This is a genomic window from Trichocoleus sp. FACHB-90 (assembly GCF_014695505.1).
In the GTDB taxonomy this organism is placed as follows: domain Bacteria; phylum Cyanobacteriota; class Cyanobacteriia; order Cyanobacteriales; family FACHB-T130; genus Funiculus; species Funiculus sociatus.
This window is the reverse complement of the sequence record NZ_JACJOK010000034.1, coordinates 26,360-38,572: the sequence shown is the minus strand read 5'-3', so window position 1 is coordinate 38,572 and position 12,213 is coordinate 26,360. Positions and strand designations below refer to the sequence as shown.

General features: G+C 44.7%; 11 protein-coding genes. 6 read left to right on the top strand and 5 right to left on the bottom strand.

What is annotated here, in order from left to right; translation table 11 throughout:
* Positions 1–118 precede the first annotated feature (118 nt).
* The 3 genes from H6F74_RS10330 to H6F74_RS10320 form a co-directional block, all read right to left on the bottom strand.
* Entirely contained in the window at positions 119–832 is a 714-nt protein-coding gene (locus H6F74_RS10330; RefSeq protein ID WP_190440163.1) for a phosphate ABC transporter permease, read from the bottom strand.
* Positions 833–895: 63 nt separating this feature from the next.
* Positions 896–1,726, bottom strand: a complete 831-nt coding sequence (gene dapB, locus H6F74_RS10325; RefSeq protein WP_190440160.1) for a 4-hydroxy-tetrahydrodipicolinate reductase — start codon at positions 1,724–1,726, stop codon at positions 896–898.
* A gap of 140 nt (positions 1,727–1,866) precedes the next feature.
* Positions 1,867–2,361, bottom strand: coding sequence for a DUF427 domain-containing protein (locus tag H6F74_RS10320; protein ID WP_190440157.1), 495 nt, complete (start codon positions 2,359–2,361; stop codon positions 1,867–1,869).
* Between the two features lie 81 nt (positions 2,362–2,442).
* Here H6F74_RS10320 and H6F74_RS10315 point away from each other — a divergent pair, with 81 nt between their 5' ends.
* The 4 genes from H6F74_RS10315 (at position 2,443) to H6F74_RS10300 (ending at position 6,206) form a co-directional block, all read left to right on the top strand.
* Positions 2,443–3,216, top strand: coding sequence for an ion transporter (locus H6F74_RS10315; protein ID WP_190440154.1), 774 nt, complete (start codon positions 2,443–2,445; stop codon positions 3,214–3,216).
* A 451-nt stretch (positions 3,217–3,667) separates the two neighbouring features.
* The gene (locus H6F74_RS10310) at positions 3,668–4,630 is read left to right on the top strand and encodes a TIGR04222 domain-containing membrane protein (protein WP_190440151.1); all 963 of its coding nucleotides are present in this window, start codon (positions 3,668–3,670) and stop codon (positions 4,628–4,630) included.
* 167 nt (positions 4,631–4,797) lie between these two features.
* Positions 4,798–5,628: a DUF692 domain-containing protein gene (locus tag H6F74_RS10305; protein ID WP_190440148.1), complete on the top strand. Its 831-nt coding sequence runs from the start codon at positions 4,798–4,800 to the stop codon at positions 5,626–5,628.
* Positions 5,619–6,206 (top strand): hypothetical protein, encoded by a 588-nt coding sequence (locus H6F74_RS10300; protein ID WP_190440145.1) that lies wholly within the window; start codon positions 5,619–5,621, stop codon positions 6,204–6,206. Before H6F74_RS10305 ends, H6F74_RS10300 begins: the two co-directional genes overlap by 10 nt.
* 421 nt (positions 6,207–6,627) lie before the next feature.
* Here the strand turns inward: H6F74_RS10300 and H6F74_RS30495 are convergent, their stop codons facing one another.
* Complete coding sequence (locus H6F74_RS30495; protein ID WP_190440142.1) at positions 6,628–8,253, bottom strand: DVUA0089 family protein; 1,626 nt, start codon at positions 8,251–8,253, stop codon at positions 6,628–6,630.
* A gap of 922 nt (positions 8,254–9,175) precedes the next feature.
* On the opposite strand from H6F74_RS30495, the gene H6F74_RS29945 reads away from it, so the two are divergent.
* The gene (locus tag H6F74_RS29945) at positions 9,176–9,790 is read left to right on the top strand and encodes a hypothetical protein (protein WP_199301054.1); all 615 of its coding nucleotides are present in this window, start codon (positions 9,176–9,178) and stop codon (positions 9,788–9,790) included.
* A 9-nt stretch (positions 9,791–9,799) separates the two neighbouring features.
* Positions 9,800–11,299: a hypothetical protein gene (locus H6F74_RS10290; RefSeq protein ID WP_199301052.1), complete on the top strand. Its 1,500-nt coding sequence runs from the start codon at positions 9,800–9,802 to the stop codon at positions 11,297–11,299.
* A 42-nt stretch (positions 11,300–11,341) separates the two neighbouring features.
* Here the strand turns inward: H6F74_RS10290 and H6F74_RS10285 are convergent, their stop codons facing one another.
* Positions 11,342–12,073, bottom strand: a complete 732-nt coding sequence (locus H6F74_RS10285) for a carbonic anhydrase (protein ID WP_190440312.1) — start codon at positions 12,071–12,073, stop codon at positions 11,342–11,344.
* Positions 12,074–12,213 lie beyond the last annotated feature (140 nt).

Below are 12,213 nucleotides of genomic sequence, written 5' to 3'. Positions count from 1 at the left end.
ATCAACTTTCCGATTTCCGAACTTGGGAAACTCTATTTTTTTTTTAACCTTCCCTTGAATAATTCGGGATAAGGTCAAAAGGGATGACGAGCGTTATCCTGATTATTTATTTGAGGAATTAAGGACGACGCGATCGCTTACGCCGTTGAGTACGCTTTTTAGGCTCTTCAGGATAGGGAACATCATCGGCGTACTGCAACTGACGGCTGACATCGACAAAGAAACCTCGTTGCAAGTAAGGATAGTCGCTTACCCACAGATTCTCATCCGGAAGATAAACGTCTGTGAATTTGGCAATGCGTCCCAAATCTTTTTGATTTGATAGCACTACCATTTCCGCAATTTGCCCCGGTCTAATTGCTTTATGAGTCTTCTTTAGGGGCGCTTGTATCTGAGTAGTAAATCCGGTTTCGTCTCCGACTTCTATATTCAGCCGTCGTTCCCGATTTTCAATGATCACCAGCTGTCCGCGATTATTGACAGTTTGCTCCTCGCCAATCAATTCTTCTGTAACAAAAACATCCAATACCTCACCCCGCCAGAATCCACTGTAAGGGTAGCGACGATAGGAAACATTCCGCATACTAGCCGAGTAGATGGGCCCCCACAGCCAGTAAAGACCACCTATTACTCCCAAGAAAAAGGTTATCCCACCCAACTGTTCGCCCAAAACAAAATTACCTAAGAGTGAAACCACCACAACGACGAGGACTGAAATCAGCAGTCGCTTTAAAAACTCTTGAAACTTACCCCAGTAGTACGCATACTGCGGGCCTGTGGCGATGACGGGAATCAACTCTTCAAATTTCTGGCGCGTTAATGGGACTAACATGAGGAAAGCTAATTGCTAATTGGAGAATTGCTAGTTGAAGGATTGCTAATTGCGATTAGCGACTTACAATATCTTTTCTAAACCATAAACTAAAGATTTGAGTTGAGTAACTTTGCGGATGGCTAGTAGAACACCAGGCATATAGCACGACCTGTCTGTAGTATCGTGGCGCAGAGTATAAATTTGACCAGATGCTCCAAAGATAACTTCTTGGTGGGCAATCAAACCAGGTAGACGAACGCTGTGGATGCGAATTCCTTCCTCTGCTTGAGAACCTCTGGCACCTGGTAGTTTTTCAGTTTCTTCTACCGATGGTGGGTTAAAGGTTTTGCCGAGTTCAGCTAACAATTGGGCAGTCTGAAGAGCCGTACCGCTAGGGGCATCGGCTTTTTGGTTGTGGTGTAACTCGATAATTTCAACATGGTCAAAGTATTGGGATGCCTGGATAGCGGCTTGCTGTAGCAACACCATGCCGATAGAGAAGTTAGGGATTATCAAGGCACCTGTGCTGGCTTTGTCGGCGAAGTCGGCAAGGTCTTGAATTTGTTCTACACTCAGTCCGGTGGTGCCAACTACGGGACGAATGCCGTAAGCGATCGCACTCCGCACGTTCTCATAAACTGAGTCAGGATGGGTAAAATCTACCATCACTCCCTGTTGTCTTTCCTGTGTCGCCAGCACCAGCATCCCTTGTAAGTCGCTGACAATCGGCACTTCCAAAGGGCCGCAGCCTGCCACTTCTCCAACGTCTTTCCCTTGATGTTCCGGAGTGCGGTCTATTGCGCCCAAGAGGGTCATATCTTTGGCTTGTGCAACGGCTTTGACCACTTCGCGTCCCATTTTGCCAGCCGCACCGTTGACAACAACGGGGATGGGAGATTGTTGATTCGTCATACTTTAAGCATATCCTTCTTGACAAGGGCATTTTAGAACAAGAAGGGCAATGCTGTGGGCTAGTTTTGAATTAGTGTATCAAGGTAATTGAAATTAGGCACTTTTCACTTCAGATAGCGCCTTACTAGATTTTGCGATCGCTACCAACCCCAGGTTCCCGGTTCGCCTTTGAATGGCCCTACAATATCGCTGGTAATCCAACCGCCGTAAAAACCCCCAGGCTGCGGCTGCACTTTTTCACCATCGACATAGCAAGCATCCATCATCTGGGCATAAAAGGCTATGTAGTCTTTAATAGCTGCAAAGGTTGGCGTGGGATTGGGATAACCCCAGGCTGCGTTTGGTGCTTGTTTATCGCCAACGGAGACGGTGTAGTAAATAGCACTTCCTTTCCACTCACAAAATGAACCCTTAGTTGCCCCCACCAGGTATTCCATCTTGATATCTTCCGGAGGAAGGTAGTAAACGGGCGGGTGACTGGTTTCTAGTACCCGCTGTGCCTTGTGGGTATCTGCGATCGCTATGCCATTGAAGACAATCTGGATGTGTTTGGGGGTTTCTTCCAGACGCGGCGGACGCGGATAATCCCATACTGATTCTTGACCGGGGCCGGGGGGAATGCGATCGCGTTTCATTTTGACTTTTCTACTCTTGAAACCACACTCGTTATTGTAGAGGTGTTGCGTTGCTCTTTAAAAATCAGCTTTCTTAATTAGATGTTACTGCCCAAAAGGATTGCATTTTACCTAGAAGACATTGAAACCCCAGCCGGAAAAGTTTTCAATCTCATCATTACCGGACTGGTGCTACTGTCTTCAGCCATTTTTGTTATAGAAACTTATCCCATACCAAATTATGTCCGATTCAATCTTGAAACTATAGATTTTTGTATCTTACTCCTTTTTGCCTGGGAGTATTTGCTGCGTTTGGGGTATGCCAATGATAAGAAAAAGTTTTTTATTAGTTTTTATTCAATTATTGATTTACTAGCCATATTACCATTTTTCTTAGGGATAGTAGATATCAGTTTTATCCGTATATTTCGCTGGTTCCGAATTTTGCGGCTCATCCGATTTATCAAAGGAAAAACTTTATTTGGCAGCATCACTTCAGAAGATAGCGTAATTTTCGCCCAAATATTATTTACTTTATTTGCCATCGTCTTTGTTTACTCTGGCTTAATTTATCAAGTCGAGCATCCAGTAAATCCCAAAGTCTTTAATACGTTTTTAGATGCTTATTATTTCTCTGTAGTGACGATGACAACTGTTGGATTTGGCGACGTTACCCCGATTTCAGAAGCAGGTCGCTTGCTAACAGTATTAATGATTTTCACCGGAATTGCTCTAATCCCTTGGCAGTTGGGAGATTTAATTAAGCGATTAGTTAAAACTACAAATCAGGTAGAGACACTGTGTACTAATTGCGGTTTATCAACCCATGATGCAGATGCTAAATTCTGCAAAAATTGCGGCAAAAGCCTGGAATAATTAGATACATCTATAGCAATTCAATGGTTGGCTACGATACATCACTAGGGACATGGCATTGCCCATTAGTGTCAATTTAAGCCCTGGCGAATGGAATTCGCGGCTACAAAAACGAAGTCCGCCTGCGCGGACTAACGGATCAAGATTCTTATAACCCGCGCAGGCGGGTTTTGTTTGTATAGCTGCGGTTTCAACCGCCAAGCTAACGTTAAGTTGACACCAATGGGCATTGCCATGTCCCTACCAACGGGGGCTGAACCTCAAAACTGCGATATATTCCACCCAACTGAGAAACGTTCTATTTGCTTATAATAAAATTTACCAAATTATCTACTTTACCGCTTCACTAAAATTTACAAATTTAATTAACTTAGCTTTTCCGTAATAGCGCAACCTAACACTGTAGGAATGCGCGGGAATAACTATCCAAATGCAAGAAGGATTGTTAGTAATGGATAAGCTACTAATTAGTATCTTGGCTTTGTTAGTGGTTGTGGTAATCACGAACCCATTAGCCAACCCAATTGCAAATATGTATGGCCCGTACTTTCTGCTACTTTATGCCTTTGTGAGCGGAGTGACGATAGTAATTTGCGGGTTGAGCATCCATCGTTCCGACCAGACCGCAAACTTACCTTTGCCCTTAGTTCCTGCCGACCCCAACCCCTACGAAATTGCCTATATGCGGGGTGGAGAAAATGAAGTTACAAGATTGGCTCTTTTTAATTTAACAGGGCGCGGTTACTTGCAGGTTGCAGGCGATCGCTTAGAAAAAGCACCCAATCATCCAGATCCTTTAATTCTGCCTGTAATAGAGGGCGATGTGTTTCGCTGGTTCGTTTCTTCTCACAAAGCCCAGGAAATCTTCCAGTCATCGCTACCTGCCACAGTGAAGCAGCACTGTACAGTTTACGAACAGCGGCTACAAAATGAGAAACTGCTGTGTCCGGATGAAACAAAACAGATAGCACAGCGCGTTAGTTGGAAAGGAGTGCTAATTATCCTGGGTTTAGGCAGCTACAAGCTCGTAGTAGCTCTAGCAAAAGGATATACCAATGTTGTGTTTCTCATCGTTCTAGGCATTGTTTCGCTCATTACCCTGGCCGTTGTCTGCAAACCACTGCGCTTGAGTCAGCGAGGACAAGCTTATCTCAAGCGACTCCAGCAAACATTTGAGCGCCTGAAGTGGCAACCTTCCATCCTCCACCCTAGCGGAACAGACTTCGGCCTGTTACTGCCTGTAGCCATCTTCGGTGTAGGGATGTTATCAGCAACCCCCTATGCTGAATTTGAGAAAATGTTCCATCTGTCAGCAGCTAGTGGTGGCGGTGGTTGTGGTGGAGATAGCGGCGGCTGTGGTGCTGGCTGCGGTGGTGGCTGTGGTGGTGGTTGTGGTGGATGCGGTGGAGGATAAGAAGCCATCAGAAGCTTCTCTTTGACTTGTCTTCGCGTCCTTTGCGGTTCATTTCTTATGCTCTCTAATCTAGCCAGTTTTCTCTCGTTTCCAAGTTGAGCCTGGAAACCAGTAGAGTCTCTACAGCCTTTTCTCTGCGTTCTCTGTGTCTCTGCGGTTAATTTTCTATGTCCCATCTACCCACTCTAGGCATCGGCTTAGGCTTCCGAGAACCCTTCCGTAGCGACTTGTTTTTGTATCAACAACAAGTTGACTTTCTAGAAATTGTTGCCGAACACTATCTGGATGCGCCACCCCAAAAACAGCAAGAATTAGAACTATTGGCGGATCACTTCCCGCTTATCCCCCACGCGATTAATCTGTCGCTAGGTAGTGCAGAAGGTTTAGATACCGATTACTTACGGAAACTGGCAATACTAATTAAACAACTCAATCCGCCTTGGTGGAGCGAACACATCTGTTTTACAAAAGCGGGTGGAGTAGATATCGGACATTTATCACCGCTACCCTATACACACGAAGCGGTAGAAGTTCTTTGCCGCAACATTGAGCAAGTGCGGCGCTATGTTGACGTGCCATTAATTTTAGAAAATATTACCTATATGGTGACACTTCCCGGCGCAGAGATGACGGAAGCCCAGTTTTTAACCGAAGTGGTAGAACGTTCTGATTGTGGGTTGTTGCTGGATATTACGAATTTGCATATCAATGCTGTAAATCATAATTATGATGTTCGTGATTTCTTATCGCAATTGCCTTTAGAAAGAATTGTCCAGCTGCATTTTGTGGGCGGACATTGGCATAATGGCGTGTTAATTGACAGCCATTCGCATTCGACACCGAAGGAAGTTTGGCAACTTATGGATGAAGTTGTCGCCAAAGTTCCAGTTAAAGGGATTGTGCTAGAACGGGATGAAAACTTACCGCCTTTTGCCGAACTTTCCGCTGAATTGGAGGAGGCGCGTAAAATTGGAAAGCGTTATAAACGATGGGATTAGCTCAAACACAGCAAATTTTAGCCCAGCTTTACACTAATAGTCTGTTGCGATCGCGTTTTTTTGCCAATCCGCAAGCAGTCGGTGAAGAGTTGGGACTTAATTCTGATCAAGCACAGCAGCTGGCTAAATTATCTGCACAACAGGTTAACCTTTTCGCCAGTTCGCTGAAACGCAAGCGGTTGGGAGAAGTGCGCGAACTGCTACCTTTGACGCACTCCGTTTTGGGTAAAGGCTTTGCTGAGTTATTTTGGCGATACGCTGAGACTTATATACCCACGGGAATCAAAAAACATCTGGAGGATGCGATCGCATTCTCCGCTTTCGTCGAAAATGTTACTCAGCTAGAAAGCATCGATCCGCCTTGGGTTGTGGATTTGGTGCGCTACGAAAAAGCCTGGTTACAAGCCGCAGAACCTAGTAGCCGATTAACTGTATGCTGGTTTCGTTATGCCATCGACAAGTTAGCGCGAACAGTACAACAGAATGAAACTCCGGTGGTATTGATGCAACCTGCGATCGCTATCTGGTTTCGCCTGTCGCCGCGAAGCCATCTACGGCATTTCGTGCTGAAGTTGTAGAGTGGGATGCGCTGATGCGCTACCGCTTCGGCGTAAGTAGCTATAGTATTCCTAAACGATTTATGAAGTATTTTTTTGTTTGTCCCGCCTGCCACAGCCATCCTACCTGCCCTACAATTTACAAATGAAATAGGACTCTTATATACATAAAATACCTTTAATTTAAACAGCCCTTCGGCTTAATCTAACTAGAAATATTTATTTAATAGTTATTAAAATTTTATAGGTTGGGCAAAAGCCTAACCTATAGAATCAAACTATTAGACTTCTTGCAAAAGTACCTGAATAACTCCTATCTAACTTTCCTAATTAACAGCAGAAGCACGAATTATTATTACTTCCCGCTGTTTACGAAGAAACTGAGTTTTGTTGTTTTCACCTTTTGCAAGAAGGCTATTAAATGTGCAATGCCCTGGAAGTTCTAAACGAAATTGAAGTTACTACTATTCAGATTCAGGTCTAAAGGCGAAACCCCTTGAACAATAGCAACTAGGTCGTTGCCAAAAGATATGGATGTCCCCGACGGAAGACCTTCAGGAGATGCACCTAAGCTAAAAGTAGCAGCTTGAACCCCAGCTAAATCTATCGTGTAGTTGCCAGTACCACCGCCACTACCGGGGAAACTAGGTGGCGTTCCAACTGGATCGTTATTGAAGCTGGAGATTGCTAGAAAGTATGTACCCGATTCTAGTGTTGAAGCAGGAAGCGTGGATTGAAAGGTGCCGCTAGAGTCGTCATTTTGAGCAACTAAGATGCCATCCTCGTCGAAGAGGAATAACTGCGTGTCAAAATTAGCGCCGCCCACTGTTGTAGCAAAAAAATCTTCCTCGCCACTCAGAGTGATTTGGAACAGGTCAACATCGTTACCACTGGATATTGTCCCAGTAATAGAGTCTAACGTTCCCGATCCGGGTGCAATAACCTGAGCCTCAGTAAGAAGCTGTCCTGCGTCCCCTGCTTCAGCAATAGTAAGAGGAGTGTCGGGATTTTCAGGGAGTTGTATAACATCTTCAGTGAGATTGAAGTCACTAATCAGGGCGTAATCACTATTACCGCCACCAACATAGTAAACTTCAGAGCCTCCCCGTGAGTTCCCTAGTACCGTTCCGTTGTCGCCGAGAACGAAAGTATCGCTACCTTCACCGCCAGTTAAAGTATCAATCTCGAAGGGAGCGATCGCGCTTCCGTTTCCGCCAAATCCAAATTGTGGAACAAACGGGTCAACGCCAATCAGCGTATCATTCCCCGCGCCACCAGAGAGAGAGTCGCTACCAACTCCACCAACAAGTAGGTCTACTCCCGCTTCACCAATGAGCGTGTCATTGTCTAAGCTACCGAAGAGTATATCGTCACCATTCCCACCATTGAGGAGATCGTTCCCAGCTCCCCCATCGGCTAGGTCGTTACCCTCGTCACCGAAGATTTGGTCATTTCCGGCATCAGCAAAGAAGCGATCGTTCCCAATGCCTCCAAAGGCTATGTCGTCGCCGTCCCCGCCATTAATGATATCGTCCCCATCGTTACCAAACAGAATGTCATTGCCAGCTTCACCAAATAGTCGGTCATCCCCCAGATCCCCCGATAGTTGGTCATTCCCCTCGCCAGCAAATAGAACATCAAATCCATCGCCACCAAATAGTCGGTCATTACCAGCACCCCCATTCAGATTGTCAACCCCCCTGCCACCATTCAGGTTGTCATCGCCATCTCCACCATTGAGAGTGTCGTTCCCGTTCTCCCCAAAAAGGGAGTCATTTCCACCTTCACCAAATAGAACATCCAACCCATTACCACCATTGATGAAGTCATTTCCACCTTCACCAAAAACTTGAGAGTCACCATAGATTAGGTCGTTGCCGTCTTCTCCAAATAGGAAGTCGTTACCACCGCCACCAATAATAATGTCAACCCCAGTACCACCAAATACAAAGTCATCTCCATTAAGGCCAAATATGCCATCATTGCCATCCAGCCCAAAAATTTGATCGCTCTCATTAGTACCAATAAGAAGATCGTTGTTACCAGGTGCGCCAGAAATAACAGCCATCTATGTTCACCTCATTTTTTAAAGAAATCATGGTTTTGCTTGCAGAAAGTGTGGAATGAGTTTTCACATCTCTCAGCAGCTTCTCTTGACATAAATTGGAGTGTTTCATCTTGAAGTCCACAAGAATACTCTTGGCGTCTCCCTATAAAACTTGGGTTATATTGCCGAGATAAAATTTGCCGACTTCTGATGACTTATCAGGGTCAGCTCCGGGAAATTACGCAACTCGTTACAAAAGTACACATTAATCTTTTGGAGGGTCACAAAACCCGATTTTCAGGAGCTACTTAGAGGGTGTTTGAAAAGGTATTATTTGTAATATTTCTCACTCAGCGCTCCCCCTAAATCCCCCTTTAAAAGGGTTGAAACAGCCTCAAAGTCCTACTTTTCAAGGGAGATTTAGAGCAGGGTGCTTTCATAGAATCGAAGAAAATATCGAATATTGACGATACATCTGTAGGGGCATGGCATTGCCATGTCCGAACCCAAGCAGGTATGGCGGGAACCTGATAACCACCATATATTCAACCCAACTGAGAAACGCTATAGTTTTGTCGATAGGTTTTTGCTCGTCTCAGCCCCTCTTAGGAAAGGCTTTTGCTCAAAGCGCTCTAGACCTAACCCTCAGCACCTTCCCTGGCAGGGAAGGGGAGCCATCTTTAAAGTCCCTTTCCGCATCGGAGAGGGGTTTGGGGAGAGGTCTGCCGACTTGTGTATACACGGTAGCTTGGAAAAGAAGGCTCTTCAGTTCTGCTTTATTGATTCCACCTTTCATCACAAGCGTTTCCGGTTCCGCCCTTTTGAAGGAGCGTTAGAGGGGAGCAAATGTGTGGCATCAAAACGTATTGAATTAGGATTAGCAGTCTGGAAAAAGCAGCAGCTAAGTTGTAGAAATAACTAAAACTAACTCATCCCTACCTATATGACAGGATTTGAACCACTGGCTCCATTGGGTTTAGAAGTAGGCAAAATCTTTATCAAAACAGTTTGGGAAGGTGGGGGAAAAGTCATCGGCGGGATAGGCAGAAGACTAGATGAGGGAACAAAGAATTTAATTTTTCAGGCATCTCAGCAATATGACAAGAACTATACTAAGCGTCACGGCATCCTGAAAGTGTTGGGAATGCGGGAGCCTGTAGCTTTGGAGTCAGTCTATACTGGCGTTCAGTTTTTGGATGAGCGGGATATTTGTCGATTTGAATCAATTACCAACCTAGAAGAAGCTTACCGCCAAGCTCAAAAACGCAGCTATCAGTCTAAAGATTGCCCAAAGCAAGATGGGCTGAAAGTTGCTAACGAAAAGCAATATCTAATGGTACTGGGTGGGCCAGGAGCGGGAAAATCCACATTTTTGCGGCGGATGGGGCTGGAAACTCTGAAGGGCAAAAAAGGAGAATTTGAACACTCCTGTATCCCCGTTTTCATAGAACTCAAAAGATTTAACGCTAGAGACATCAATATTGAGAAAGTAATCGCTGATGAGTTTAGTATCTGTAATTTTCCCTCACCTGAAGAATCTACCAAGAAATTATTATAACAAGGCAAGTTGCTGATTTTGCTAGATGGGTTGGATGAAGTGCCGACAAGGAATATAAATGAAGTAATCGGTCAAATTCAAAACTTTGTTGATCGATATGATAAAAATCGCTTCATTGCCTCCTGTCGCATCGCTGCCTATCGCAGTGGGTTCCGTCGCTTTAGCGATGTGGCAATGGCAGACTTTGATGATACCCAGATTGAGCAGTTTATTAATAACTGGTTTCAGTCAGAGGTAGATAAACAGGCAGAAACCGCTAATAAATGCTGGGAAATTCTGCAAAAATTAGAACATAAAGCGGCTAAAGAGTTAGCCCATACGCCGTTATTGTTAACATTTCTCTGTCTAGTATATGACCGTTCCCAAAGTTTTCCTAATAATCGCAGTATTCTCTACGGGAAGGCGCTGGGGATATTGCTAGAGGAATGGGCGTCAGAAAAGCGAATTCTGCGAGATGAAATTTATCAAGGGCTGCGTACAGAGCAAGAAGAGATACTTCTATCTGAGATTGCCTACAAAGGTTTCGAGGCAGATCGATTATTTTTCTCGCAGCGAGAGGTTGTTGAGCAAATCAAAACCTTTTTGGCGAGTAACTTAAATGCGCCTCAACATCTAGAGGGCAAGGCGGTTCTGAATGCGATTGCTATTCAACAAGGCATCTTAGTAGAAAGAGCAGAGGATGTCTTCTCTTTCTCTCATTTGACGTTACAGGAATATTTAACCGCACAGTATATTGACGATCATCAGCAAATTAAGGAGTTAGTTACCGAACATCTTACAGATAAACGCTGGAAAGAAGTATTTTTGCTAGTGGCTGGGTTGATGCGTGGTGGTGCAGATGAATTGCTGTTGCTGATGGAAAAAGAGGCGCAAAAGTACATTAATACTCCTAAACTAAAAGCTTTATTACAATGGGCTGAACAAGCAACCGCTGGCTCGGAAAGTAATATTAAACCTATGGGGAAAAGAGCTGTTGCAATAGCTCATGCCTACGGCAACAACAATAGCTACTCCTATGCCGACGCTATTACCAATGTCAATACTATTAGCAACATCAGCTCTACTGCCAATGACAGCGGCATTCATAACGCCATCGTATACATTTACAGCAACGTCTATACTTACTATGCTAACGCTAACGCTAACGCTAACGCCATTGCCATCGTCAACGCCATCACCAGGCTCTTTATTTATGAACTTGAGAAACTAAAAATTTTCAATAACGTAGACTTTGATGTGCTAATTATCCAACTGAAAGCTCAAATTTCTGATAATCAACAATTGTTGGAATCGCCTCCAGAATTTGCTGAGCGTCTTCTGCAAACTTGGCTCAAAGCATTCAAACTCAACCTAGAAATGCTTAATTTATCTAAGGAAGAAGCAGATACACTAGAAAATTATCTCTATGCCAATTACCTCATAATTCAGTGCAAAGAAGCAGCGGTGCGGGTGTCGCCCAAAACGTGGGAAGAAATAGAGGAGCGGATGCTGCTGGTTCCTAATAATTGAAATTGCAGATACCAGCAGATAAAAGGTTTATAACCCGCACCTTCATCGCGCGGCAGAACCCCTGTAAATTCTTTCTGCTTGCTCAGAAGATAACCGCATGGATGGAATTCGTTCAGTATTAGATACTACAGGCTGATCATCATACGAGGGAAGTTCACTGTAGGGTGCCGCGAACTCGTGAAGAACAGGATCGTACTCCAAAACCTCCCCTGTTTCAATCTGATAGACCCAGGCGTGGAGAGATAGCTGTTTTCGGTGAAGTTTGGAGCGAATTACTGGATAAGTCCGCAGATTTTCGATTTGGGTTAGCACGTTCTCAGCAATGGTGGCGTCCAGAAGTTCTTCCCCAGCGAGGTCTGTGTAGTTATCTTTAACCAGCCGCCGAGTTGCTTCTGCGTGCTTTAACCATTCGTAAACTAGCGGCATTTCTTCAGCTAATTTGTCCAATTTTAACAGTCCCTTCATTGCGCCGCAGTGGGAATGACCGCAGACAACAATTTGCTCGATACCTAAAGCATGAACGGCGTATTCAACCGCTGCGCCTTCGCCGCCATTGGTTGCGCCAAAGGGCGGAATCATGTTACCAGCATTGCGAATAATAAATAGTTCGCCGACACCAGCTTGAGTGATCAAATTCGGGTCGATACGCGAATCTGAGCAGGTGATAAATAGCGCTCTCGGTTTCTGACCGTGAGCGAGTTGCTCAAACAACTCATGGTGCGTGCTGAAGTAGCCGCTTTGGAACTGGCGCAGACCTTTAATCAGTTTTTTCATAAAACCTATTTTTTTTTGCGATCGCGATCGCAATTTCCCTCTAATAATAGGAAACCGCGATCGCATCTCTAGAAGACGCATTGTAACGAAATTGCAACAATAATCCAACTAATTTTAGAGCTTTGCTACTTAGCGAGAGT

Bases quoted from the DNA above. Each gene is read 5' to 3' on its own strand.
- dapB (WP_190440160.1), bottom strand. From the start codon at position 1,726: ATGACGAATCAACAATCTCCCATCCCCGTTGTTGTCAACGGTGCGGCT.
- H6F74_RS10310 (WP_190440151.1), top strand. From the start codon at position 3,668: ATGGATAAGCTACTAATTAGTATCTTGGCTTTGTTAGTGGTTGTGGTA.
- H6F74_RS10300 (WP_190440145.1), top strand. From the start codon at position 5,619: ATGGGATTAGCTCAAACACAGCAAATTTTAGCCCAGCTTTACACTAAT.
- H6F74_RS10305 (WP_190440148.1), top strand. From the start codon at position 4,798: ATGTCCCATCTACCCACTCTAGGCATCGGCTTAGGCTTCCGAGAACCC.
- H6F74_RS10285 (WP_190440312.1), bottom strand. From the start codon at position 12,073: ATGAAAAAACTGATTAAAGGTCTGCGCCAGTTCCAAAGCGGCTACTTC.
- H6F74_RS29945 (WP_199301054.1), top strand. From the start codon at position 9,176: ATGACAGGATTTGAACCACTGGCTCCATTGGGTTTAGAAGTAGGCAAA.
- H6F74_RS10330 (WP_190440163.1), bottom strand. From the start codon at position 832: ATGTTAGTCCCATTAACGCGCCAGAAATTTGAAGAGTTGATTCCCGTC.
- H6F74_RS30495 (WP_190440142.1), bottom strand. From the start codon at position 8,253: ATGGCTGTTATTTCTGGCGCACCTGGTAACAACGATCTTCTTATTGGT.
- H6F74_RS10315 (WP_190440154.1), top strand. From the start codon at position 2,443: ATGTTACTGCCCAAAAGGATTGCATTTTACCTAGAAGACATTGAAACC.
- H6F74_RS10320 (WP_190440157.1), bottom strand. From the start codon at position 2,361: ATGAAACGCGATCGCATTCCCCCCGGCCCCGGTCAAGAATCAGTATGG.